At 37.0% G+C, this 25,753-nt stretch carries 16 protein-coding genes; 15 read left to right on the plus strand and 1 reads right to left on the minus strand.

The window, feature by feature from the left end; all coding sequences use genetic code 11:
• Entirely contained in the window at positions 1-897 is an 897-nt protein-coding gene (locus JN11_RS19495) for an SDR family oxidoreductase (protein WP_144915283.1), read from the plus strand.
• An 888-nt stretch (positions 898-1,785) separates the two neighbouring features.
• Entirely contained in the window at positions 1,786-2,979 is a 1,194-nt protein-coding gene (locus tag JN11_RS19500; RefSeq protein ID WP_170227804.1) for a glycoside hydrolase family 130 protein, read from the plus strand.
• 14 nt (positions 2,980-2,993) lie between these two features.
• On the opposite strand, the gene treA is transcribed toward JN11_RS19500, so the two are convergent.
• Positions 2,994-4,559, minus strand: a complete 1,566-nt coding sequence (gene treA / locus JN11_RS19505; RefSeq protein ID WP_144915285.1) for an alpha,alpha-trehalase TreA — start codon at positions 4,557-4,559, stop codon at positions 2,994-2,996.
• A gap of 331 nt (positions 4,560-4,890) precedes the next feature.
• Here treA and JN11_RS19510 point away from each other — a divergent pair, with 331 nt between their 5' ends.
• The 13 genes from JN11_RS19510 (at position 4,891) to JN11_RS19570 (ending at position 25,728) form a co-directional block, all read left to right on the plus strand.
• Positions 4,891-6,513 carry a DUF6377 domain-containing protein gene (locus JN11_RS19510; RefSeq protein ID WP_144915287.1) on the plus strand — a complete coding sequence of 541 codons (1,623 nt, stop codon included), beginning with the start codon at positions 4,891-4,893 and terminating at the stop codon, positions 6,511-6,513.
• A 695-nt stretch (positions 6,514-7,208) separates the two neighbouring features.
• Positions 7,209-10,124: a SusC/RagA family TonB-linked outer membrane protein gene (locus JN11_RS19515; RefSeq protein ID WP_170227805.1), complete on the plus strand. Its 2,916-nt coding sequence runs from the start codon at positions 7,209-7,211 to the stop codon at positions 10,122-10,124.
• Positions 10,125-10,160: 36 nt separating this feature from the next.
• Positions 10,161-11,690 carry a RagB/SusD family nutrient uptake outer membrane protein gene (locus JN11_RS19520; protein WP_144915290.1) on the plus strand — a complete coding sequence of 510 codons (1,530 nt, stop codon included), beginning with the start codon at positions 10,161-10,163 and terminating at the stop codon, positions 11,688-11,690.
• A 123-nt stretch (positions 11,691-11,813) separates the two neighbouring features.
• Complete coding sequence (locus JN11_RS19525) at positions 11,814-12,743, plus strand: hypothetical protein (protein ID WP_144915292.1); 930 nt, start codon at positions 11,814-11,816, stop codon at positions 12,741-12,743.
• Positions 12,744-12,759: 16 nt separating this feature from the next.
• Complete coding sequence (locus tag JN11_RS19530) at positions 12,760-16,038, plus strand: VCBS repeat-containing protein (protein WP_144915294.1); 3,279 nt, start codon at positions 12,760-12,762, stop codon at positions 16,036-16,038.
• A gap of 2 nt (positions 16,039-16,040) precedes the next feature.
• Entirely contained in the window at positions 16,041-18,074 is a 2,034-nt protein-coding gene (locus tag JN11_RS19535; protein ID WP_170227806.1) for a glycoside hydrolase family 65 protein, read from the plus strand.
• An 18-nt stretch (positions 18,075-18,092) separates the two neighbouring features.
• Positions 18,093-19,445 carry a vanadium-dependent haloperoxidase gene (locus JN11_RS19540; protein WP_144915295.1) on the plus strand — a complete coding sequence of 451 codons (1,353 nt, stop codon included), beginning with the start codon at positions 18,093-18,095 and terminating at the stop codon, positions 19,443-19,445.
• Between the two features lie 524 nt (positions 19,446-19,969).
• A complete protein-coding gene (locus JN11_RS19545; RefSeq protein ID WP_144915297.1) occupies positions 19,970-21,025 on the plus strand; it encodes an AAA family ATPase in 1,056 nt (351 codons plus the stop codon).
• Positions 21,026-21,121: 96 nt separating this feature from the next.
• Positions 21,122-22,003: a DUF58 domain-containing protein gene (locus tag JN11_RS19550; protein WP_144915299.1), complete on the plus strand. Its 882-nt coding sequence runs from the start codon at positions 21,122-21,124 to the stop codon at positions 22,001-22,003.
• A 4-nt stretch (positions 22,004-22,007) separates the two neighbouring features.
• Positions 22,008-22,976 carry a BatD family protein gene (locus tag JN11_RS19555; protein WP_144915300.1) on the plus strand — a complete coding sequence of 323 codons (969 nt, stop codon included), beginning with the start codon at positions 22,008-22,010 and terminating at the stop codon, positions 22,974-22,976.
• Positions 22,969-23,967 (plus strand): vWA domain-containing protein, encoded by a 999-nt coding sequence (locus JN11_RS19560; RefSeq protein WP_211360858.1) that lies wholly within the window; start codon positions 22,969-22,971, stop codon positions 23,965-23,967. The genes JN11_RS19555 and JN11_RS19560 overlap by 8 nt, the downstream gene beginning before the upstream one ends.
• Before the next feature lies 1 nt (position 23,968).
• Positions 23,969-25,009, plus strand: a complete 1,041-nt coding sequence (locus JN11_RS19565; protein ID WP_144915301.1) for a VWA domain-containing protein — start codon at positions 23,969-23,971, stop codon at positions 25,007-25,009.
• Entirely contained in the window at positions 25,006-25,728 is a 723-nt protein-coding gene (locus JN11_RS19570) for a tetratricopeptide repeat protein (protein WP_144915303.1), read from the plus strand. Before JN11_RS19565 ends, JN11_RS19570 begins: the two co-directional genes overlap by 4 nt.
• The last annotated feature ends 25 nt before the right edge of the window (positions 25,729-25,753 follow it).

The following is a 25,753-nucleotide window of genomic DNA, read 5'->3' on the forward strand; positions in this document are numbered from 1 at the left end:
ATGACTAATTCTGCTGAACAAAACCAGGCTATTACCGAAGGAATGTTAAAAGATGATGCTTTAAAAGGCAAAACTATTGTTATTACCGGCGGTGGTACAGGCTTGGGCAGAGCAATGGGTACTTATTTTTTAAAAATAGGGGCAAACCTAGTAATCACCAGCAGGAAGCTTGATGTTTTGCAACAAACAGCTACTGAAATGGAGGCTGAAACAGGTGGTAAGGTATTGGCAGTTGCATGTGATGTTAGGAAATATGAAGAAGTAGAAAATATGCTGAAAGAAGCGGTTGCTAGCTTCGGCAGGGTGGACGGGCTGGTAAATAATGCAGCCGGTAACTTTATATCCCCAACAGAGCGACTTTCGGCTAATGCATTTTCAGCAGTTATTGATATTGTTTTAAAAGGTTCGGTTAACTGTTCACTTGCTTTAGGCAAATATTGGATTAACGAAAAAATACAAGGTACTATCCTTAATATTATTACTACTTACGCGTTTACAGGTTCGGCCTATGTAGTTCCATCGGCCTGTGCTAAGGGCGGTGTGCTGGCCTTAACAAGGTCATTGGCCGCTGAATGGGGCAGACATGGAATCAGAACCAATGCTATTGCCCCTGGGCCATTCCCAACCAAAGGTGCCTGGGAGCGTTTGCTGCCTGGCGACATGGGAAAAAAGTTCGACTTTAAAAACAGGGTGCCGCTAAAACGAATGGGCGAACACCAGGAACTGGCTAATCTAGCTGCCTTTCTTGTTTCTGGTTTCTCTGGCTATATTAATGGTGAAGTAATTACCATTGATGGCGGCGAATGGCTACAAGGTGCAGGTCAATTCAATGCCCTCGAAATGATTCCATCCGAAATGTGGGACGATATTGAAAAAGCTACCAGGTCAGCACAATAAAAATCCTTTCTGCAAGGCAAATTGCATCAAACTAAAATTTATTTTTGTTTGTCTTTCACTTTAATCCTCTATCGCGGAAAGAAATTGGCATAGTCACATTTTGGGTGCTTTTTGTAGGTGAAAGTTGGTTTTGTCATATTGGCAGTGTTTTGTCATGGTTTTGGAGGTGTGATTTTCTGCCAAAACTTCGTGATGTTGCCATGTATGACAAATTGTCAATTTTTATTTTAAAAGCTTAATTGGGCTTATTTGTTTGAGAATTAAGCTTGTTTTTCAATTAACATGTGGTTTTTAAAGCAAAAAATCATTTAAAATGCATTGATTTCTGAAATTATACTGCTTTTTGTTAAATTATTGATTCTTGTGTCTGTTCATTGTCTTTTTTAATTAATTTATTTAGCTTTTTTTTTAAACCATAAATTATTTTTTTTTTTGAAACGGATTTTTAGGTGATAAAATAAAAAACTGTAGTTTTTTTGAAGAAGGCTGATTTATTTTCAGGTATTTTTATTTCGCCGTAAGTTTTGGTTTTTGATCTTTTTTGCCCAAAAACTATAGTTGAGTCAATGGCACGTTTTTAGTACAACCCTGCACGGATAAGTATGTATGTGTTTGTGAAAATGCTACTTGTTTATCCTTAGTTAATAGTTCAATAGTTAAAAATTAAAACACAAAAATCATGTTAGTTGTATTAGAAGTTGCTGCATTAATCGCTGTAATTGTATTACCATTAGTTCCACAAAAAAAAGCTGTAAAATAATTTAAGTTTACATCTCATTAAAATAATACGGGCTGCTTTTTGCGGCCCTTTTTGTTTTATACCCTTTTCACCGGATGAGCTATTTGATAAATATTAGCTAAATTTTATAAAACTAAAGTCAAGTAATAATGAGATTAATCATAAGCCTGTACACTTTATTAATGATTGTTTTACCAGGGAACCTAAATATAAAATCGGCAAATCATTATAAAACTCACTCAGCATCTGTTAATCAAGCTTTTCGCAATACTAGTTGGGCGCTTATACCTTTTCTTAAAATTGACAGCATTAATCCGATATTAACGCCCGGAACGGGCAGTTTTATAGATCCGATATTAAATAAAGGGTTTTTGTGGGAGGAGAAAGATGTTTTTAATCCTGCTATAGTTAATCGGAATGGTAAAGTTTATATGCTTTACCGTGCACAGGATAAAACGGGAGTGCCTGCAGGTACTTCACGCATTGGGTTGGCTGTTAGCAATGATGCCGTGCATTTTAAAAGGATGGCACAGCCGGTATTATATCCATCAAATGATCCGTATAAAAAACTGGAATGGGAGGGTGGCTGTGAAGACCCGCGTGTTGTTAAAGATAATATAGGAACCTATTATATGACTTATACTGCCTTTGATGGTAATAAGGCGCGTCTGCTTATAGCAACCTCGACAGACCTTGTCCACTGGAAAAAGCATGGTTTAGTATTTGCAAAGGCATATAACGGAAAATATGCCGATAAGTGGTCAAAGTCGGGTTCCATTGTTTCTACTTATAAAAATGGCGAACCCATTGCTACTAAAATAAATGGTAAGTACTGGATGTTTTGGGGCGATGAGCAAATATGGCTGGCAACATCAACTGATTTAATTAACTGGATTCCTTTAGAAATGAAGAGCGGCGAAAAGCCACCGGTAACATTACGTAATCAATCGCTTACTATGCCATTATTGAAAATTGCTTTGCCGACTCGTACTGGGAAATTTGATAGCGATTTGGTAGAGTCTGGGCCTCCAGCTATGATAACTGATAAAGGGATATTGCTGATTTACAACAGCCGGAATGTCCCTTCACTTGGTGATAAATCATTAGCAGAAGGAACTTACACAGTATCGCAGGTATTGTTTGATAAGAATAACCCAACCAAAATTTTGCACCGTTTAGATAAATGGTTTTTAAAGCCCGAAAGGCCTTATGAGCTTTCGGGGCAAGTTAATCAAGTTTGTTTTGCAGAGGGTTTAACTCAGTTTAAAAACAAGTGGTATTTATATTACGGGACGGCAGATTCAAAAATAGCAGTTGCAGAATGCAGTAATAATTTCCGGTAAACATAATAGCTTGATTAAAGACCATCCATATGGTATTTATTAAGCAGGTTTAATAATACGCCGTTTGTCCAGCCAAAACCATCTTGCAGCGGATATTCTCCACCTCCTGCCTTTACATCAGTATCAATTACATTGTATTTTTCCATTAACTTACCAGTGCTGTCAAATACCCTTGTATTAGTACCCATCCAGTTTTCAGCAATGGTACGTGCCAAACCTGCCTGATTGTACTTGTTTAACCCATCAATAGCCATATACTGCAACGGGGCCCAGGCATTTGGACTATCCCACTGTTGGCCAGAACGTTGAAATGTTGTAACTAATCCTCCGGATTTTAAGAATTTCGTTTTAAGAAGCACAGCAACTTTTGCTGCCATAACGGTATCTGCAATTTTAAATTCAAGGGGATAAACACCGGCAAGCGTTTCAAATGGAGTTATTTGCTGTTGTTTCCAGTTATAATCCATAAACCACCCATGTTTTTCACTCCAGCTATATTTTAAAATGGCTTTTTTGCGCAATTCTGCTTTACTTAAATAAACCTTGAATTGGGCTTCATTCCCTTGCAAATGATAAGATTGGGCAATAGATTGTTCGAGGTGATACAACAAACAGTTTAAATCTACAGGAATAATGGCAGTAGTTTGTATGGTGCTTAACTGGCCTGTTGTATCCATCCAACGGGTACTGAAATCCCAGCCTGATTCTGCTGCTGCTCTTATGTTACGATAAAAATCACCCGGTTGCTGTTTGGTTAACTTTTCAGCATCAATATCTTTTTTGAATGATTCTTCGCGAGGCTTGTCAGACTCATCCCAATAACGGTTCAATATTTCTCCATCATGCATACGCACGACATTGCGGTAAGATTCACCGTTTTTTAAAGTTTCAGCTCCCATCATCCAAAAAACATATTCTTTTACCAATTCTTTCTGGTATTTAATTAATACATCATCTCCTTCATCTTTGGCTAACAGATCAATCATCATTGAAAAAAATGGTGGCTGTGACCGCGTTAAATAATAGGTACGCGTTCCATTAGGAATAAAACCATATTTGTCAATCAGGTAAGCAAAATTACCTATCATATCCTGGATGATCTTTGTTTTATGACTTTCCTGCAAGCCCAACATAGTGAAATATGAATCCCAATAATAGGTTTCACGAAAACGTCCTCCCGGAATGATGAAATCGTTTGGTAATGGTATTAATGACGAATATTTAGTTGCTATAGTGTGTTTTCGGTGTAGTACTTCCCATAAGGTATCGATATGCTTACGCACCCCAGCCGAAATATCGCTTTTAAACACAGGACCATTGGCTTCTGGGATAGTAAAATTGGCTAAAACAAAGTTCTTAAGGTCAAATACCTTTTTGTCCTTTTGTTCATTGTAATCCTTCATTATTAAATCAGGATCCCTGAGTGGAGTGGCATCCACAAATGTTTTATTATCAGGAAATATATCTGATAATTGAATGGCTTCAAACAAGCCAGGAAATAGTTGCCTTGGTGTTAAAGTTTGTGCATAAACAAAACTTATGGCGATGGCCAGGCATGCGGTTAATAAGAGCTTTCTCATGGTTATAATCGGCTATATTTTGCCAGTAATGTAGGTGATGATCCCTTTTGTTTAGGAGCAAAAGGTGATATCGGTTCGTAATTGTTGAAGATAAAAAGAATATTAAATAAAATGCGATATAATGTTCATATTAATAAACTTCAATCGATAATATTATCATGATATGATTTTTTTATTCAGTAATTAGGCCGGTTTTGATCTTTAAAATTGAAATTTAAAAATCTCTCATTACATTGCAGACACCAACTATAAATAAAAAATTATTAGGTAGCAAAATTAAATAGAGTTAAATTAAACTCAATTATTGCTCCTAATAACAATCAATTTTAATATGAAAGTTTTTTTTATAACCCTGTTTGTTATATTTTTTGGCTATACGGCATTTTCTTCACCAACAACCGATAGTCTTTTAAGTGTATTAAAAGCAGAACTAGCAAATAAAAAGGTTTATGACGATCAGAAAGAGGTTAGAATAAGAGTTTTAAAAGAAAAATTGGAAGCAATTTCCAAAACAGACTATCTATCGCAATATAATGTCAGTGCCAAACTATATGAGGAATATAAGGTTTATCAGTTTGATTCGGCTTATGTTTATACACAAAAACTGCTGTATATAAGTCAAACAACACACGATATAGCTAAACAATATGAAAGCCGGATAAAATTGGGCTTTATACTGCTATCATCAGGCATGTTTAAAGAAACTTTTGACTGTTTAAATCAGATTAATTCTCATTTTTTGAATGATAGCTCAAGGCTGGAGTACTATGCCCTTAAAGCAAGAGCATATTCTGACCTGGCCGATTATAATAATGATAAATATCATACCTCGTTTGACAATCAGTTGTCAATGAAATATCTGGATTCGGCTATTCAATTAGCCAGGCCTGAATCTTTTGATATGCTGATGCGCTTGGGCGACAGGCAAATTATATCCGGGATGACTCAGCAACCATCGGTAGATTATATAAGGCTGCTTGAGCATTATAATTTAACGGCTCATCAACGTGCAATGGTAGCTACAGGTTTAAGTTCCTTTTATTCAGCGCCTTCACAAAGAGATGAACGCATCAGACTTTTGGCTATCGGGGCTATTAATGATATCCGCTCATCAACAAAAGAAACACTGGCCATTTTTAAATTGGGAGAACAATTATATCATGATGGCAATTATATAGATGCATATACTTTTATTCAGCAGGCTATGGATGATGCGCAGTATTATGGAGCCAGGCTAAGGAAAATAAAGATAGCAGCAGTTTTACCTTTGGTGGATGCCCAAAAAATTATCAGGGCTGAAAATGAAAAAAACAGGTTTCTTTTTTACTTACTCTCCATTGCCGGGGTTGCTTTAGTGATTACACTCATATCATTTATTGTTTTTATTCAGTTAAAACGACTAAAAGCGAAAGAAAAAATCATTGAAGAAAAAAATGTGCTGCTCGAGAAAATAAATAACAAGCTAACGGAAGATACCCATATTAAAGAAGAGTATATCGGTTACTTTTTTAACGTAATATCTGGTTATATATTGAAACTTGAAAAACTAAAGCGCAATGTGGAGCGGAAAATATCTATAAAAAAATATGATGATGTACTGCTTGCTGTAAATGAGATCAATATAAAAAAAGAACGAGACACCCTGTTTTATACATTCGATCATGTGTTTTTGAAAATATTCCCAAACTTTATTACCATGTTCAATTCTTTATTAAAAAAGGAAGACCAGATATGGCCAAAAGATCATGAAGTATTAAATACAGATCTGCGCATATTTGCCCTTATGCGTCTGGGGATAAATGATAATGAAACCATTGCTAACATCCTGGAGTATTCAGTTAATACTATTTATGTTTATAAAATGCGTATTAAAGCCAAAGCACTCGTTCCTAATGACCAGTTTGAACATAAAATAATGGCCATTAAAGCTGTAGATATTTTAAGTAAAAACTAAACACATGCAATCAATATAATATGCGGAACAATAAGTATAGCCTTAGATTAAAAAAACATGCCTTTTTATATATATTCTATTATGAAAGGTTAAATTAAGCTTATATTTTTTCAATTGCTATTTTTTGTAAATTATTGTAAATCAAATATTTAATTTTTTGAAAGTACATATTTTTTTATATTTTGAAAAAAAAAGTATGTAATACGCTCTTCTACCTATTACTTTGTATAGATATATATATTACCAATTATAACCGGCATTAAATTCAATGCTCAATATATGTCAACTGCCTTTTACAGGCAGATAAACCAAATAAACTATAAAAGTATTTTTCGTGTCTGCTGTTCTTTTAGTACAGCTGTGATTGATTAAGAATTTAACCTTATACTGCTAAGTGTGCTTGTTTTCTGCTACACTTTGTTGAAGTTATTTATACTTTTTTAAACTAAACTATGAGCAACAAAATTAAGCCTGATCCTACTTGAAATAAAATACATCAATTTATAAGAAAACTTTTGTTAAATTATTAGTTATTTAAAATTAACAAATAGAATATTTTATAAAGCATTATTTTATTATAAATTAATAATTATATTTACTCAACCAATTTTAAACTCAATCCTAAATTTATGCAGTTAAAAAATTTACTTAAAGTAAGTTGTTTTGCCATATTTTGCTTTTTTGCATTGCCTGCTATGGCGCAGAACAAAGTAATTACTGGTAAAGTTACCGATGGCAGGGATGGCTCTGCTATTCCGGGTGCTTCAGTAACCGTAAAGGGCACAACTATTGGTATCAACACCGACATTAACGGTACCTTTAAATTATCAGCCCCCGAATCGGCAACCACGTTGGTTATATCATTTATTGGATATACCCAGCAAGAGGTAGCCATATCTGGCGAACCACTATCAATTAAATTACAGCCAACAGCTACCGCATTGAATGAAGTAGTGGTAGTTAGCGTAGGTTATGGCTCGCAGCGTAAGAAAGACCTTACTGGTGCAGTAGAAAGCATTTCGGCCAAAGATTTTAATCAGGGAACCATCATAAACCCACTGGATCAAATTCAGGGTAAAGTGGCCGGTTTGGTTATTATACAAGGCGGAGGTGACCCTAACTCAGGCGTAGGTTCAATGGGCGGTGCAAAAACCACCATTCGACTCAGAGGCCAGACCTCAATTACTGGTGATCAGTCGCCACTATTTGTAGTTGACGGAGTTCCCTTGGACAATGCACTTGAATTTCAAAACATTGCTCCGGGTGATATTGAATCATACGACGTACTGAAGGATGCATCAGCCACTTCTATTTATGGTTCACGTGGTGCAAATGGTGTTATTTTGGTAAACACTAAAAAAGGCAAAACGGGAAGAACTACTGTTGATTACAGCGGCTATGTAAGTATTGCTAATCAAAGTAAGTATTATGACCTTTTAACCACCCCGGAATATTTGGCTGGTGTGCAGGCTTTAGGTCTAACTCCAGCAACCGGACAGGGTGAATCTAATGATGTTAATACCAATTGGCAAAAAGCAATTACCCGTACAGCATTTACCGAGAGCAATAACCTGGCAATTTCAGGTGGCTCTAACGGATTTAACTATCGGGCATCATTAAATTATCAGGATCAACCCGGTGTAATTATCAATAGCGATAAACAACAACTCGGCATCCGTTTCAATGCTGAAGAAAAAGCTCTGAATGATAAACTGGACATTATAATGGGTATATCAAACGTGAATACCAACCGAGCATTGGTAAATTATGCTGATATCGGTTACGTGTTTAACGCATTACCAACTATTCCAGTTAGACTTGCCAATGGACAGTTTAATGATTTCGGTGCCGGTTATAATGCTTACAACCCTGTTGAATATTTGAGTGAAACTTACGACAGGCATAATGAGTATTTAACCAACATTAACACTACAATCAATTATAATATTCTTCCTTCGTTAAAAATAGGGGTAACCGGTGCAACAAGCCGTAATAATGTGCAAACGCATCTATTTATACCAAGTTTTAGCGCTCAAAATAGTAATAGCGTTGCATCAGATACTACTTTTAATACCAACTCCTATAAAGGAGATATCCACGTTAATTACGATAATAAATTTGGTAAAAATACGATTTCGGCAACTGCTGTTTATGAGTATAGTGTTTTCTATAATCAAAACTATTTCGCTTCTGCGCAGCAGTTATTGGTTCCATCAGGTTTAGATAACAATCTGGGTACCGGTCTGGAACCCGTAGCTGCACCTATTGGTTCCTACAAAGATGAGGTTGAATTAGCATCTTACCTTGGTCGTATCAACTATAATTACGATAGCCGTTTTTATGCCACTGCTTCAATAAGAAGTGACCGGTCGAGCAAGTTTGGTGCTAACAATCAGGTTGGCTACTTCCCAGCTTTCGACGTCGCTTACCGCTTAAAGCGTGATTTGGTTAGCAATATTGACTGGATAAACGATTTAAAAATAAGAGCAGGAATTGGTGAAACGGGTAATGCTAATGGAATTGGCCCATATACTAATTTAGGATTAGTGGGGCCTGGTAATAAATATTACGACGGAGGCTCTGGCAATTACCCAGCAAGTTACGCGCCAACTCAAAATCCTAACCCCAATTTGAAATGGGAAACAAGGATTGGACGAAACATAGGTTTAGACTTTTCCTTATTTAATGATCGTTTATCGGGAGATTTAAACTATTATAATGATAAAACAAAAGATCTGTTGTTTGCAAATGCGGTGCCTCAGCCACCAAATATTTTCCCAACAACGGAATCAAACGTTGGTTCATTAACCAATAAAGGATTTGAAGCACAGCTTACCGGTAAAATTTTAACAGGGAGCGGTATTAACTGGACAGCTTCAGGAAATATTAACTTTACCAATACAAAAATCCAAAGTCTTTCTGGAACGCTTAATGGTGTGCCAATACAAACTACCTTCATTAATGCGGGACTTGCTCAAGGACAGGGTTTAAGTTCGAGCCCGATAACTCGTATTGCGCCGGGCTATTCGCCATACGTTTTTTATATACCACATTATACAGGTGTAAATGCACAAGGTGTTGAAACTTTTGATGGAAAAACACTTGCAGACTGGGCCGGGAACGTTGCCCCGAACCATTATATTGACCCTGCACCGAAATTCAACTATGGCTTAAGTAATACTTTTGATTATAAAAATTGGAGCTTTAGTTTCTTTTTCCGTGGTGTATACGGACTTAAAGTATTTAACAATACCTTGCTAGATTATGAGTCAGTTACCCGCTTACCATCAACCAATACTACCAGAGCTGCTTTAACCAATGGGGTTGCAAGCGGTCCGGAAGTTTCGGACAGATGGCTTGAGGGAGCTTCATTCCTGAAATTAGATAATGCCTCATTGGGTTATACCTTTGGTCATATAAAAGGAGTAAATACTATAAGAGTTTATGTCGCAACTAATAACCTGTTTACCATAACTAAATACAGGGGTCTTGATCCGGAAGTTTCAACTGGTATAGGCTCACAAAGTTATATTGATGCTGATTATGGAGGCTTTGCCTATTACCCTCCTGTAAGGTCGTTCACCTTTGGCGCCAATGTGTCATTTAAATAGTAAACGTTATTGATTAATAATTAAAATATTAAAGATATGAAGAATAAGAAAATCTTACTTCTGCTCGTGTTATTAGTGGCGGGAAGTAGCTTTATAACCTCATGTAAAAAGCTTCCTCAAAACACCTATAGTGTTGTTCCTGTAGAGAACTTTTTTCAAACTCCTCAACAAATTGCTGCTGGTTTAGCTCCTGCTTATACAGCGGCAACTCCATTGCAAACAGAGAATGTGTTTCAGTTAAATGAAGCAACAACTGACGAGATGGTGATTCCTACCCGTGGTAATAACTGGTACGATGGTGGTGAACACCAACAGTTATGGTTGCATACCGTTGATGAAAATAACGCAAATGATGCCGGAGGTTGGACAGATTTGAGCAATGGCATTACCAAGTGTAACTTCGTTATCAGCATTATTAACGGTTTGCCATCAAAACCGGCAAATGCTCCGGCTTTGGTTGCTGAGATCAGCGTTTTGCGTGATTACTATATCTTTTTAATGATGGACCTGTACGGAAATATTCCCCTTGTAACAACGTATAGCACCAGCGCAAGCCTTGCACCGGTAAAACGGGCAGACATATATGCCTATTTGATCTCTGATTTAACAAAGAATGTCCCATTACTGTCAACAGATAATGCTGCAGGTAATGCAGCTATTTACGGGCATATGAATCAGTGGGCAGGAGACATGCTATTGGCTAAGTTATACTTAAACGCACAGGTGTATACAGGTACAGCAGATTGGGCCAATGCATTAAAATATGCTAACCTGGTTATTGCATCAGGCAAATATAGCCTTCAACCTAATTTTTTTGATAATTTCACTTATAGCAACCGTGGTTCGGTAGAAAATATATTCGTCATCCCTTTCAATAACCCAAATATCCCGGGAAATGTTATACAGATGTATACATTGAATTATGCCAATAACTTAACTTACAATTTGGTCAATCAGCCATACAACGGTTTTTGCGCGCCAACTGCTTTCTATGATTCTTTTGACAACGCCGACGTAAGAAAGAATATGTGGATTATTGGACAACAAAATACAAGTGCCGGAGTTCCAATCGCGGGTGTGGTGCTTAGTAAATATGTACTTCAACTAAGTAACCCAGCAGATAGTTTTGCTTATGCAGGCGCAAGAAGCGTTAAATATCAGCCGCAGCCAGGTACCGGTAGTGCTGGTACCAGTAATGATGGTGTAAGATTCCGTTTAGCTGATGCCTATATGATGGCTGCCGAAGCAGAATTGGAAACAGGCGACGTTGCTGATGCTGTTACCAATGTGAATTTAATAAGGGCAAGAGCCGGATTATCTCCGTTGACTACAATTACACTTGATGGTTTATTGCAGGAACGCGGACATGAGTTTGCATGGGAAGGCTGGAGACGAAATGACTTGATCAGGTTTGAGGTAGCCACAGGTACGCTTTATTATACGGGGGCACGTGTTCCTGATAAACCGGCAGATGCATCAGATAAGCATACATTTTTGTTTCCTATACCATTAATTCAACGAAATACCAACCCACTGTTAGTACAGAACCCAGGTTATGGTAACTAACAATTAATTGTATTTTTATTCTGCAATAATGGAACAGCTTTAGCTGTTCCATTATTTTTTAAGTGAATTTTTGTATTAAACTTTATTTAACTTGTTGTTTCACAAGGTTAAAGGAGCCTTTTAATGAAGAGAACATCCCTTTTTATTCTATTACTATTTATTGTTATAATTTCTATTGGTTTTATTCCCTTTAATCAGCGGGTTTTAGTAAAAATCAATGCTCCTTACTTTAATTGTTATCAGCAATTATTTATCGTAGATGGCTGGCAGAAGTGGTATCCTGGTCGAAAAAGTAAAAAATCCGCCATAATACTAATTAATTCACAAAATATATTTGAATTTACTTATCCCGGAGAATCTGTTTTAGTTAAAAAAGAAAGCAGTAATACATTATCTATCAATAAAGTAATTAATAAGCAGCATATTAATTATTCTTATACTGTAATTCCTGATGCTAATCCATTAAATACCAATATAATAGTTACTTTTAAAACAAACCTTATAAACTATATAAGTCCCTCACAACAAAAGGTTAAGCTTGTGGAAACAAACGTTAACTGCTTTAAAAACTATATGGAGGATGTAAAGCAGTATTATGGCTTTGATTTAAGTATTGGTTTTGCAACCGAGAAAAATATAGTAGTAAAAAGTAGAATGGTTTTATCGGCAGGAATTTATACCGCAATTAACCAAATGAAAACTGAACTGAACAACTTTATTACTTTAAAACATCTGGAGCAAAAAGGGTCCGTTATAATGCAATTTATAGCTAAACAAAACGATTCTGTACAGCTATTGATGGGAATTCCGGTAAATAAAAAAATTGCTTCAGGTAATGGTTTTTTGTACATGTACATACCTACTACTAAAACCATAATTGCTGATTACAACGGAAAATATCAGGATAGAAAAGTTATTTATGATGCGTTAGAAAAATATCAGCAGGATAAATATCTGCATACAAAAATAGCCCCTTTTGAAACATATGATGGCAAAATGCCTTCATATGGGAATGAGAAAATAAGCTTTAAACTAAATTGTCCTGTTTTTTAATTTGATTGATCGTACAATGCAGCTCATTAAACCTAGTATAATTATTGTTTTTTGCCTTTCTATTATTGCTTGTAAAAAGAAACAGGAACATCCTCTTTTCGAATTACTTCCATCGTCACAAACCAATATTCATTTTATCAACCACATCAGCGATAATGAAAAACCCGGTATTTTAGATTACCTATACTATTATAACGGTGGTGGTGTTGCCATCGGAGATGTAAATAATGATGGCTTGCCTGATATTTATTTTACATCGAACCATAAAGGCGGTAATAAACTATACATCAATAAGGGAAATTACCAGTTTGAAGATGTCACAGATAAAGCTGGGGTCGCTGGTATGGCCGATTGGTGTACAGGTGTTACAATGGCTGATGTAAATAATGATGGCTACCTGGATATTTATGTATGCGCCGTTGCCGGTAAATTTGGGTTGAAAGGGCACAATCTGCTTTATATTAATAATCATGATGGTACGTTTACCGAACGTTCGGCTGAATATGGTTTGGATTTTTCAGGTTATTCAACCCAGGCGACTTTTTTTGACGCAGATCATGATGGGAGGCTTGATTGTTTTTTGCTAAATCAATCAGACCACTCAGTAGCAATGTATGGTGATACTTCGTTAAGAAGGAAGCCCAATAAATTTACAGGAAGTAGATTTTATCTGAATAAAAACGGGCATTTTAACGATGTTACGCCTACTTCAGGTATTTATAGTAGTGCATTAGGTTATGGTTTAGGGATTGCTGTTGGTGACATTAATAATGATGGCTGGGATGATGTATATATCGGAAATGATTTTCATGAAAATGATTATTACTACATCAATAATCATAATGGCACATTTACAGAATCAGGTGCTAAGCATTTTAATCATTATAGCCGTTTTAGTATGGGAAATGATATGGCCGACTTTAATAACGATGGTCAGCTAGACATTATGACGGTGGATATGCTGCCTGAAGACGAACGTATATTGAAAACTTATGGTGGCGATGAATCATACGATCAGTATAGATATAAAATCTTGAAAGGTGGTTTTCAGTATCAGTACTCCCGTAACTGTTTGCAAAAAAATTTAGGTAATGGTGAAGCATTTAGCGAAGTAGGTTTAATGGATGGCGTATCTGCTACAGATTGGAGCTGGAGCCCATTACTGGCAGACTTTGATAATGATGGTATTAAGGACCTTTTTATAGCAAACGGTATCAAGCGCAGACCAACAGATATGGATTATGTAACCTATGTTTCGAATGAGGCAGTACAGGGCATGTTACTTAACACAACTTCAATGGATAGCGTTGTGCTGGATAAAATGCCTACGGGTGAATCGCAGAGCTATTTGTATAAAGGAACCAAAAGTGAAAAGTTTATTAATAAGAGCATGGATTGGGGAATTAAGGAGGCTATGCTTTCAAATGGCGCTGCTTATGCTGATTTAAATAACGATGGAAATCTTGATCTGGTAACTAATAATATGAATCAGGAGGCTTGTATCTACAAAAATACATCAAAGGAAAACCATTATCTGAGCCTTAAATTCAATGGTCGGGAAGATAATAAGTTTGGTGTAGGGGCAAAGGCTTATGTGTTTTGTGATAAGCAGATGCAATATGAACAGTTAATGCTTACCCGTGGATTTCAATCATCAGTTGAACCTAAATTACATTTTGGTTTAGGCGAGTCATCCAAAATTGATAGCTTATTAATTGTTTGGCCCAATCAAACATATCAGGTGATAAAAAATCTTAAAGGAAATAGACTGCTTGCTATAGATCAGAAAGATGCATCAGGGCATTTCGAGTATGCTTCGTTCTTCCCTAAAAAAGCACCTATACTTCAGGATATTACGTCAAGCGTAAACCTTAACTGGAAACATCAGGAAGATGATTTTGTTGATTTTAACCAGCAACCGCTTATTCCTCATATGCTATCAACTGAGGGGCCGAGGATGGCTGTTGCCGATGTAAACCATGATGGGCTTGACGATTTTTATGTTTGTGGTGCCAAGGGGCAGACCGGGGCCTTATTTATTCAGAATCCTAATGGCAGTTTTAAACGTTCAGATCAGCCGGAATTTGTAAAAGATACCCAATGTGAGGATATTGATGCTGTTTTTTTAGATGTTAATAATGATGGGTATCCGGATCTTTATGTGGCGAGCGGTGGAAATGAATATTCAAATGGTGCTGCTGAACTTGTCGACAGGCTTTATATCAATGATAAAAAAGGCCATTTTATCCGTTCAAATGATATCCCATCTATTAAATTAAATAAATCTTGTGTCGCGGTTGCCGATGTGAATCATGATGGCTATCCGGATATTTTTGTTGGTGGTGCGCCGGATGCCCATTCATATGGGAAAATACCAGAGTCATATTTATTAATGAATGATGGTAAAGGGCATTATAAACAGGTGCAATTGCCCGAAGAATTAAAGCATACAGGAATGCTTCGGTCGGCCGCTTTTGCTGACCTGGATAATGATGGCTGGCCCGATCTGGTAGTGGCAGGAGAGTGGATGCCGGTAAAGGTTTTTATGAACAGGAAAGGGAAGTTTGTACTGCAGCACAATGAGGAAATGGACAAACTTTCGGGATGGTGGCAAAGGGTAATGCTTACCGATGTTGATGGTGATGGGAAAATTGATATTGTAGCAGGCAATTATGGATGGAACTCTAAATTAAAACCAACTGCAGATAATCCTGTAAAACTATATCTGTCTGATATTGATAAAAACGGCACTGTAGATCCCATTATGACCTATAGCATTAACCAAAAAGATTATACGTTTTTAGGGAAGGGTGAAATTGAAAAACAAGTGCCGCTATTGAAAAAGAAGTTTCTGTATTACCATGATTTTGCCGGGAAAAGCGTTGATCAGTTATTTGGTGATTCGCTAACAGGTAAGCCATGGATAGCAATTTCTTTTACATCGGGAGTTTTTTATAACCAAGGACATGGTAATTTTAAGTTTAAGGCTTTCCCCTCAGCTATGCAAGTTTCACCGTTATTTGGTTTAGCAGTATTAAATGGGCCTACTAAAGGGCTTTTAAGTGGCGGTAATTTTTCAGGAGTTATGCCCTACGAAGGACGATATGATGCCGATTATGGTGATGTATTGCTTGTTGATAAGTCACGAGGTTTTAAATATATATCATCGGTTTCGTCTGGATTTTTATTGCGCGGCGAAGTAAGAGATATCAAAACAATAAAAACAGCAAATGGTATAGTTTACGCTGTAGCCTTTAATAATAAACCCATTGAATTTTTTAAGATAATTAATTGAACATGAACAAGCTATATGTATTTATATTAAGCTTTATTTTATTTGGTGTAAGAAGCATACTTGCCCAGGATCCCTGGATAATAAAAGCAGATAAAATAGATCCGGCAAATTATTATGGTATTACTGTTGCCAACGGGATGATAGGAATTGTGTCATCACCAGAGCCATTTAAGGTTAAAAATGTGGTGCTTGCCGGTGCTTATGATCTGTATGGGCGCGGTCGGGTAAGCAATTTTTTAAACAGCTTTAACCTGCTCAATATGTACTTGGAGATTGACGGCAAAAGGATCGATTCAAAAAATATCAGTAATTTTAAGCAGGAGCTGGATATGCAGCATGCCGTCTTTACTGCCTCTTTTGATTATAGCGATGCTGCAACTGTAAAATATACATATTATTCGTTGCGCCAGTTACCTTTTACCGTTTTGATGGACATTTCCATTACCGCAAAAAAGGCTATCAATATTACTTCAGCAAGTATAATGGAAGCGCCTGATGCTTTGAAAGATGTGCAGAATTATTACAACGAAATTGACAGGCCGCATGTTACTATCAGTTTATTGACATCTACTGCCAGGAGCCCAACAGGAAAACTTCAATTATGTGCGTCTAATACGTTTTTGTTTAATGAGATACATGGATCAGAACCTAAGGTGATACATGAGATGTGGGATAATAACATGCACCTGATGAAGTTCAGCAAGGCTATTGCTGCAGGGCAAACTTATAACTATGCTGTAGCAGGCTCTTCTATTACTTCGGCTCATGATGCTGACCCGTTGAACCAGGCGGAGCGTTTAACCATGTTTGCCAAACTTGAGGGACGTGACCGATTAGTTAAATTTCATGAGCAGGCCTGGAACGAACTATGGAAAAGCGATATTAAAATAGAAGGTGATGCACAGGCGCAACAGGATGTACACAGTATGTTGTATCATTTGTATTCTTTTTCGCGGGAGGGTACCGCATATTCACCTTCACCAATGGGGCTATCAGGTTTAGGGTATAACGGACATGTTTTTTGGGATGCCGATTTGTGGATGTACCCGGCATTACTGGTACTGCATCCGGAGATAGCTAAGTCGTTGGTTGAGTATCGTTTTCAGCGCTTATCAGTAGCAAAACAAAATGCATTTTCGCATGGATATAAAGGTGCAATGTTTCCATGGGAAAGTGCAGATAGCGGGGTAGAGGAAACACCCGTTTGGGCATTAAGCGGTCCGTTTGAACATCATATTACGGCTTGTGTTGCTCTTGCAGCCTGGAATTATTATTGTGTAACACAAGATAAACAATGGCTGCTGGAAAAAGGCTGGCCCTTACTATCAGCCACTGCTGATTTTTGGGCCAGCAGGGTTGAGCGCAACGGCCCGGGACATTATGCTATAAAAGATGTAGTTGCTGCTGATGAATGGGCCGAAAATGTAGATAATGATGCCTTTACCAATGCAGCAGCCAAAGCCAACTTGCAATATGCTACAGAAGCTGCAAAGATTTTGGGTTTAAAAGTGGATGCTGATTGGGAAGTGGTTGCTCAAAATATACCTATATCTAAGTTCCCTGATGGGGTAACTAAAGAGTTTGACAGCTATAAAGGAGAGGGTATTAAGCAGGCTGATGTGAATTTACTGGCCTATCCTTTAAAAATAATAACTGACCCGGCTCAAATAAAAAAAGATCTGGAATATTATGAAACAAGAGTTCCGAATGAAGGTACACCTGCAATGACTCAGGGAATTTTTACCTTGTTATATGCTCGCCTGGGAAACGGTGATAAAGCATATCATTTTTTTAAGGATGCTTACGAGCCAAATTTAAACCCACCATTCAGGGTGATTGCCGAGACTAAAGGAGGCACCAACCCTTATTTTGCTACAGGAGCAGGGGGGATTTTGCAAAGTTTGTTAATGGGGTTTGGAGGATTGGATATTACACCAAAAGGTATTGAACAGGTTAAAAGTAAAATTCCATCTAACTGGAAAACATTAACTATAACAGGCGTAGGTGTTGAAAAAAAGACCTATGTGATTAAATAACCTTATTATAAATATTTGATGAAATCCATTTTGTCTTTTTTAGTTGTTGCTTTAGCGCTTTTTGCATCATGCAAAAAGACAGATTATAAAAAAATATTGCATGATCCAGCACTTTACAGTCATACGGTTCATGAGTTAAACAGGGTGGTAATGGGCAATAACTTTAGTCCGGTTGTGGCATCGCGGAACTATGCCTATGCAACAATTGCAGGGTATGAAGTTATAGCAGCCGGATACCCATCGCAATACAAATCCCTTGTTGGTCAGCTTAATGGCTTTGTTAAAGTTGCCAAACCATTGGCAGGTCAAAATATTGATTATGAATATGCTTCTATACTGGCTTTTTGTAAGGTTGGGGAAGCTGTTACCTTTCCGGAGGGTAGCCTGCGATATTATACAGATAGTTTGCATCTATTAGCCGTTAATCATGGTATGCCAGAAGAAATGATTATCAATTCGGAAAATTATGCGACTGCAATGGCCAAATCTGTAATGGCCTGGAGTAAGAAAGACCACTATTTGCAAACCCGTACAGCTCCCAAATTTGCAATTAATGATTCTGCTGGCAGATGGGTGCCCACACCGCCAGGTTACTCGGAAGCCGTTGAGCCACATTGGGGAGAAATAAGAACAATGGTAATGCATGATGCCAAAGAATACAGCGTACCATCACCTCCTGTATTTAATGTTACGGATAAAGAAAGCAAATACTATAAAGAGGTGATAAGCATTGAGAATGCAAGTAATAACTTAACCCAAGATCAAACCCATATGGCTGATTTTTGGGATGATAACCCGCAAAAATTTAATGTTGCCGGGCATATTATGTTTTTAACCAAGAAGTTTTCGCCGCCAGGGCATTGGTTGAGTATAGTAGGTATTGGTGCTAAGAAAACCAATGCTGATTTTAACACTACAGTTTGTGCCTATGCTAAAACTGCAATAGCGTTGTTTGATGCTTTTATAGAATCATGGAGCGCTAAGTATTTTTATAAAACGGTAAGACCCGAAACGGTTATAGATAAATATTTTGATCCTGCCTGGAGACCCCATTTGCAAACTCCGCCTTTCCCTGAATATACCTGTGGACACTGTACTATATCTGCAGCAGCAGCCGAAGCTTTGACAAGTGTCTTGGGCGATAGTGTAACCTATACTGATACATCAGAACTTGAATTCGGAATAAAAAGCCGCTCGTTTAAATCATTCAGAGATGCAGCTGCTGAAACCGCTTGGGCAAGATTTTATGGTGGAATCCATTTTCATAATTCGTGCATGGTATCTACCCAATATGGTAAGGTTGTTGGTGATTCGGTTGCTGTAAAACTGGTAATGAAAAAAATGAATAATTTTGGTCAAAAATTAAAATAAAGTTTAAATTTTTAGTTGACTCTTTAATTATAAATAATTGATTTTTAATTATATATGTTTATTTTTTGATGGCTTTGTTTAAATTTTTTTTGTAAAAATCACTGGTCAGTTAAAATGAATATCTGACTGTTATTATAAATGTTATTTTTATAATGTTTTGTAATTGAGATTGGTATTGTTGTAAAGGCAGCTGGATTTTCCCCCGGTTGCCTTTTTTGTTTATGCTAATGCGGCTTAGTTTTAAATTAAAGGCTGATACCTTTCTCTTTTCAATAGCCTTATCCTTTGTGTAAGTAATTTAATTAAAAAACAAGCGTTCATGGTGTTTATCTTGTTCACGCGTTCAAAAATGAACACTAGTTTGCCGCATCACTTATTGTAAATATTTTACTTGAGCCATAATTAAATATCAAAGGCATCAATAAATTATTAATTTTAACAAATTTTAACATTTATACCCCGAATTTTATTGGCAAAAAAATGTCTATCTGTTTAAGTTTGCCATTCCAAATTAAAAAGATTTCATGGAAGAAATAAAAAGTAACACAGGTTATCCTTCGTCTGATGCAGTAGCAGGTAGTTCGTCCTACTCAACAGATATAAGGGCCATTAATGAAATGATACAGTGTGAGAGCGCCTTTGTCGATCTTTTAAAAATGGAGATGGACAAAGTAATTGTCGGCCAGAAATATATGGTTGAGCGTTTATTAATCGGTTTATTAGCCGATGGGCATATTTTATTAGAAGGTGTACCCGGTTTGGCTAAAACACTAGCTATTAATACACTTTCAAAAGCCATTCAGGCTGATTTTAGCCGTATCCAGTTTACTCCGGATTTGTTGCCAGCCGATTTAGTTGGAACGATGATCTACAATCAAAAGAAAGAAGAGTTTATTGTTAGAAAAGGCCCTGTTTTTTCTAATTTTGTTCTTGCTGATGAAATTAACCGTGCACCGGCAAAAGTACAAAGCGCATTGCTTGAAGCGATGCAGGAAAGACAGGTTACCATTGGTGATAATACCTTTGCTTTGCCAAATCCATTCCTGGTGCTGGCTACCCAGAATCCTATAGAGCAAGAGGGTACTTACCCGCTTCCTGAAGCCCAGGTTGACCGCTTTATGCTTAAAGTAGTAATTGGCTATCCTAACAAAGAAGATGAGAAAAGAATTGTAAGGGCTAATATCGCTCCTCAGGGAATGCTTAAACCAAATGCCATTATTCATCCTGATGATATTGTGCGGGCCCGTAAAGTGGTAAGGGAAGTTTACATGGACGAGAAAATTGAGCAATATATCATTGATATTGTTTTTGCCACCCGTTATCCTGATCAATACAAGTTATCAAACTATAAAAACCTGATCAGTTTCGGTGCATCTCCGCGTGCTAGTATTAACTTGGCTCTGGCTTCAAAAGCTTATGCATTTATAAAACGCCGCGGATATGTTATTCCGGAGGATGTTAGAGCTGTTTGTCATGATGTTTTAAGGCACCGTATCGGTTTAACATATGAAGCTGAAGCTGAGAATATGACCACCGAAGATATTATTACGGGGATATTAAACGCAGTCGAAGTACCTTAATAGAAACTGAAACCAGGTGTAAGGGATAGAGCAGGAAAGAGCAATATTAATTGTGTTTTGATCCTGAATTTATCAAGGGCACTTATCTCTCAAAAAATGGCAAGGGACACTAAAGAACTATTAAAAAAGGTACGGAAGATTGAGATTAAAACCCGCGGGTTAAGTAATCACCTTTTCTCGGGCGAGTACCATTCTGCTTTTAAAGGGAGGGGTATGGCCTTTAGTGAGGTGCGTGAATACCAACTCGGCGATGAGATCAGAACAATTGACTGGAATGTAACAGCCCGTTTCAATCATCCTTATGTTAAAGTTTTTGATGAAGAACGTGAGCTTACCGTAATGTTATTGATGGATGTGAGTGGCTCTGAAAATTTTGGTACCATTAATCAACAAAAGCAGGACCTGGCAACGGAACTGTGTGCGGTCCTGGCTTTTTCGGCAATTCAAAATAATGACAAAGTGGGTGTGATATTTTTTAGCGATAAGATTGAGAAATTTATCCCTCCTAAAAAAGGGCGCAGCCATATCCTGATGATCATAAGGGAGCTGATTGATTTTAAACCCGAAAATAAAGGTACCAACGTTGCTGAAGCTTTGAAATATTTCACAAGCGCAATTAAAAAGAAGTGTACGGCCTTTATTATCTCTGATTTTATGAGCCCTGGTTTTGAATCTGAACTTAAGATCGCCAATAAAAAACATGATATTATTGCGCTTCGTCTTTATGATAAACATGAGGAAGAATTCCCTGATTTGGGTTTGATTCCTGTAAAAGACGAAGAATCTGGCGAGGTGTTATGGATTAATACCGGAGATAAAAAGGTACGTGATGCTTTCAAAATTGATGCACTTAGAAGGAATGCCGCATTAAAAGATGTGTTCAGCAAATCAGGTGTTGACGCTGCAGATATTGGAACCCATGAATCGTATGTTAAACCTTTAATGACGTTGTTTAAAAAGCGTGAAAGAAAAAGGTGATAAAATGAAGAAACAGTTTTTTAATTACAATCTATTCTTGTTTTTAATCTGCTTTAAGATAAATGCAGGCGCTCAAAACATTCAACCGGAAGCTAAATTACAGCAGTACACTATCAGGATAGGTGATCAAACCAAGTTCTTTCTGAGTGTGCACCAGCCGGTAAAAGAGCATATTAACTTTCCTAATTTAACGGATACACTTACTGGAAAGGTTCAGATTGTTAATATCAATAAACCGGATACTGCATTGGACGCGAACGACCGTAGCCAGGCCACCATAACACAAAGCTACACCATTACCAGCTTCGATGCAGGTACTTATACAATACCATCATATTTATTTGGATCTGCCGGTGGTGTTTTAAAATCGAACGAACTTACGTTGCAGGTTCAAACTGTAAAGGTTGATACCACTAAAGGGATTTATGACATTAAACAACCCATAATGGTATCATACAGCTTTGTTGACTGGTTTAAAGATAATTGGTACTGGGTGATAATCCCTCTGTTGCTTATTGCTGCTGTAATTGGTTTGATAGTTTATTTGAAAAATCGCCCGAAACCACAACCTATAGTAAAGGTTGTAAAGCCAACTGTACCCGCGCACATTATAGCTTTAGGGAAACTAACAGAAATACAGGGCAAAAAGCTCTGGCAACAGGAGCAGACCAAACAATATTATATCGAATTGAGTGACGTATTGCGTGAGTACCTGGAAAATCGATATCATTTAAAGACACACGAAAAAACAACGGATGAGATATTATCAGATTTAAGGCGTATAGATATCATTGATGATAGCAGACGAGCATTAAAGCAGATTTTAGTTTTATCCGACTTGGTAAAATTCGCAAAAGAAAAGCCTCTTCCGCTTGAAAATGAACAAGTTTTGGAACAAGCGATCACCTTTGTGAAAAATACGCAGCAAGTGACTGTTAAAGTGAATACTGAAGGAGGTAGTTCCAATGTTTAGTGGAATTGAATTTGCTCATGCGGGATTCTTCTGGCTTTTGTTGATAGTGCCGTTAACTATTGCCTGGTATATCTGGCGTCAGCAAATATTGCAGGGTAGTTTAAGTGTATCGGCAGTAAAAGGATTTTCAATACCAACAAAAAGTTTAATGCCACGCTTACGGCATTTAGGTATTGTATTACGGTCATTGGCTTTAGTGGCTTTGATTATTGCCTTGGCACGGCCCCAATCATCTTTGAGCTGGCAAAATACAACAACCGAAGGGATTGATATTATAATCGCATCAGATATTTCGGGTAGTATGCTTGCAGAAGATTTTCAACCTAACCGTTTAGAAGCAGGGAAAAATATTGCTATTGATTTTATTAAAAACAGACCTGATGACCGCATTGGTTTGGTTATTTTTAGTGGTGAAAGCTTTACACAATGTCCGTTAACTATTGATCATGATGTATTGATTAATCTGTTTAAAGATGTTAAAAATGGGATGATTGATGATGGTACAGCCATCGGAATGGGGCTTGCCACAGCTGTAAACAGACTTAAAGAAAGTGACGCCAAAAGTAAAGTAGTGATTTTACTGACTGATGGCTCAAATAATATGGGATCAATTCCACCGGTTACAGCTGCAGAAATTGCCAAGCAATTTAATGTACGGGTTTATACAGTGGGTATTGGTACACATGGTTATGCGCCATATCCGGTACAAACCCCAATGGGTATTCAATATCAACGCATTCCGGTTGATGTTGATGAAGGAACTTTAACCAAAATTGCAAATATTACAGGCGGTAAATATTTTAGAGCTACTGATAACGAAACGCTGAAAAATATTTATGATCAGATTGATAAATTGGAGAAAGCTAAAATTGATGTAACTCAATACCATAAAAAAACAGAGATGTTTTTACCTTTTGCCTTAATTGCCTTGCTGTTTTTATCATTGGAATTCATTTTGAAAAATACTTTGCTGAAAGGAGCTTTGACTTAATATGCTACGTTTTGCACATATGGAATATTTATGGGGATTATTAATCGTCCCAGCATTCCTTCTGCTTTTTATAGTGGTGACTGAATGGAAAAAAAGAGCCATTGCAAGTTTGGGCGACAAAAAAGTGGTTAACCAGATGATGCCAGAAGTATCCTTGTCAAGGCCATTGCTTAAATTTATTCTGTTTACCATAGCTTTTGCATTTTTAATAATTGCCGCTGCAGATCCACAGATTGGATCAAAAATGGAAGAAGAAAAACGAAAAGGTGCTGATTTGATGATACTACTTGATGTTTCAAACAGTATGCTTGCCCAGGATCTTCCGCCAAGCCGTTTAGAAAATGCCAAACAGGCAATAGCGCAATTAATTGATAATTTACACAGTGATCGTATTGGTATAATTGTTTTTGCAGGGGAAGCCTATGTACAATTACCAATGACTACAGATTACTCAGCCGCCAAACTGTTTTTAAATACCATAAACACTAATATGGTGCCTACTCAAGGAACGGCCATTGGAGCTGCAATTGATATGGGAATGCGGTCATTTGATTTTAAAGATGGCACAGGCAAATCAATGATTATTATAACTGATGCCGAAAACCATGAAGACGATGCTGTCGCTGCAGCAAAAAACGCAACCGAAAAAGACGTAATGGTAAACGTTATAGGAATCGGCTCTGCAGAAGGTGCTCCGATACCTGTATATCAAAACGGAAAACAGATTGGCTTTCATACAGATAGTACAGGAAAAACTGTAGTGAGTAAGTTAGATGAAAATATGGGTAAGGAAATTGCCGCTGCCGGTAACGGGACTTATGTACGCGCAACTAATGCTAACAGCGGTTTGAATATCGTAATGGATCAGATAAATAAAGTACAACGAAAAACTATCGATAGTAAATCATTTAAAGATTATGAAGATCGTTTTCAGTTTTTCCTGGCTATTGCATTCGTGTTATTAATTATTGAATTCTTTATTTCGAATCGCAAAAGTTTAAGATTAAGTGGTTTAAAACTATTTGAAGTGAAAAAATCATGAAACGGATATTAGTGATATTTATATTTTTACTGGCTGTACAAGTACTTTGTGCACAGGAAAAAACCTATATTAAAAAGGGCAACGATTTGTACCAGCAGCAAAAATTTAAAGAAGCTGAAGAAAATTACCGTAAGTCTGTCGAGAAAAAAGATCAGAATGTTCCGGCTAATTTTAACCTGGGAGATGCCTTGTATAAACAAAAGAAATTTGGTGATGCTGGTGAACAATTTACTAGGATAGCAGCTTCAAATAACAATAAGAAAGTAGTTGCCGATGCATATCATAATTTAGGCAATTCCTTATTGGAGAATAAGAAGCTGGAAGAAAGTATTGAAGCTTATAAAAAATCATTGCTGAATAATCCTGGAGATGACCAGACTCGTTATAATCTTGCTTATGCACAGGAAAAACTGAAGCAGCAACAACAGCAAAATAAAAACAACAAAAACCAGGATAACAACAAAAAACAAGATAACAAGAATAACCAGGATAAACAAAATCAAGATAAAAAAGACCAGGATAAGCAGAACCAAAATAATCAAGACAAACAAAATCAGGATAAAAAGGATCAGCAAAATGGGCAGCAGCCTAATCAGGTATCCAAAGAAGATGCGGAGCGGATGCTGGATGCCAGTAATAATAATGAAAAAGCTACCCAGGAGAAACTGAAAAACAAAAAATTAAAAGGAACCAAGTTAAATATCTCAAAAGACTGGTAGGAATGTTTAAGGTACGAAAGTCATT

It is taken from the genome of Mucilaginibacter frigoritolerans (genome assembly GCF_007830615.1).
GTDB classification, from domain to species: domain Bacteria; phylum Bacteroidota; class Bacteroidia; order Sphingobacteriales; family Sphingobacteriaceae; genus Mucilaginibacter; species Mucilaginibacter frigoritolerans.

What these genes read in the sequence shown, in the direction of transcription:
- JN11_RS19495 (WP_144915283.1), top strand. Translation starts at nt 1, where the DNA reads ATGACTAATTCTGCTGAACAAAACCAGGCTATTACCGAAGGAATGTTA.
- JN11_RS19550 (WP_144915299.1), top strand. Translation starts at nt 21,122, where the DNA reads ATGGCAAGGGACACTAAAGAACTATTAAAAAAGGTACGGAAGATTGAG.
- JN11_RS19530 (WP_144915294.1), top strand. Translation starts at nt 12,760, where the DNA reads ATGCAGCTCATTAAACCTAGTATAATTATTGTTTTTTGCCTTTCTATT.
- JN11_RS19515 (WP_170227805.1), top strand. Translation starts at nt 7,209, where the DNA reads ATGGCGCAGAACAAAGTAATTACTGGTAAAGTTACCGATGGCAGGGAT.
- JN11_RS19535 (WP_170227806.1), top strand. Translation starts at nt 16,041, where the DNA reads ATGAACAAGCTATATGTATTTATATTAAGCTTTATTTTATTTGGTGTA.
- JN11_RS19560 (WP_211360858.1), top strand. Translation starts at nt 22,969, where the DNA reads ATGTTTAGTGGAATTGAATTTGCTCATGCGGGATTCTTCTGGCTTTTG.
- JN11_RS19525 (WP_144915292.1), top strand. Translation starts at nt 11,814, where the DNA reads ATGAAGAGAACATCCCTTTTTATTCTATTACTATTTATTGTTATAATT.
- JN11_RS19555 (WP_144915300.1), top strand. Translation starts at nt 22,008, where the DNA reads ATGAAGAAACAGTTTTTTAATTACAATCTATTCTTGTTTTTAATCTGC.
- JN11_RS19510 (WP_144915287.1), top strand. Translation starts at nt 4,891, where the DNA reads ATGAAAGTTTTTTTTATAACCCTGTTTGTTATATTTTTTGGCTATACG.
- treA (WP_144915285.1), bottom strand. Translation starts at nt 4,559, where the DNA reads ATGAGAAAGCTCTTATTAACCGCATGCCTGGCCATCGCCATAAGTTTT.
- JN11_RS19545 (WP_144915297.1), top strand. Translation starts at nt 19,970, where the DNA reads ATGGAAGAAATAAAAAGTAACACAGGTTATCCTTCGTCTGATGCAGTA.
- JN11_RS19570 (WP_144915303.1), top strand. Translation starts at nt 25,006, where the DNA reads ATGAAACGGATATTAGTGATATTTATATTTTTACTGGCTGTACAAGTA.
- JN11_RS19520 (WP_144915290.1), top strand. Translation starts at nt 10,161, where the DNA reads ATGAAGAATAAGAAAATCTTACTTCTGCTCGTGTTATTAGTGGCGGGA.
- JN11_RS19565 (WP_144915301.1), top strand. Translation starts at nt 23,969, where the DNA reads ATGCTACGTTTTGCACATATGGAATATTTATGGGGATTATTAATCGTC.
- JN11_RS19500 (WP_170227804.1), top strand. Translation starts at nt 1,786, where the DNA reads ATGAGATTAATCATAAGCCTGTACACTTTATTAATGATTGTTTTACCA.
- JN11_RS19540 (WP_144915295.1), top strand. Translation starts at nt 18,093, where the DNA reads ATGAAATCCATTTTGTCTTTTTTAGTTGTTGCTTTAGCGCTTTTTGCA.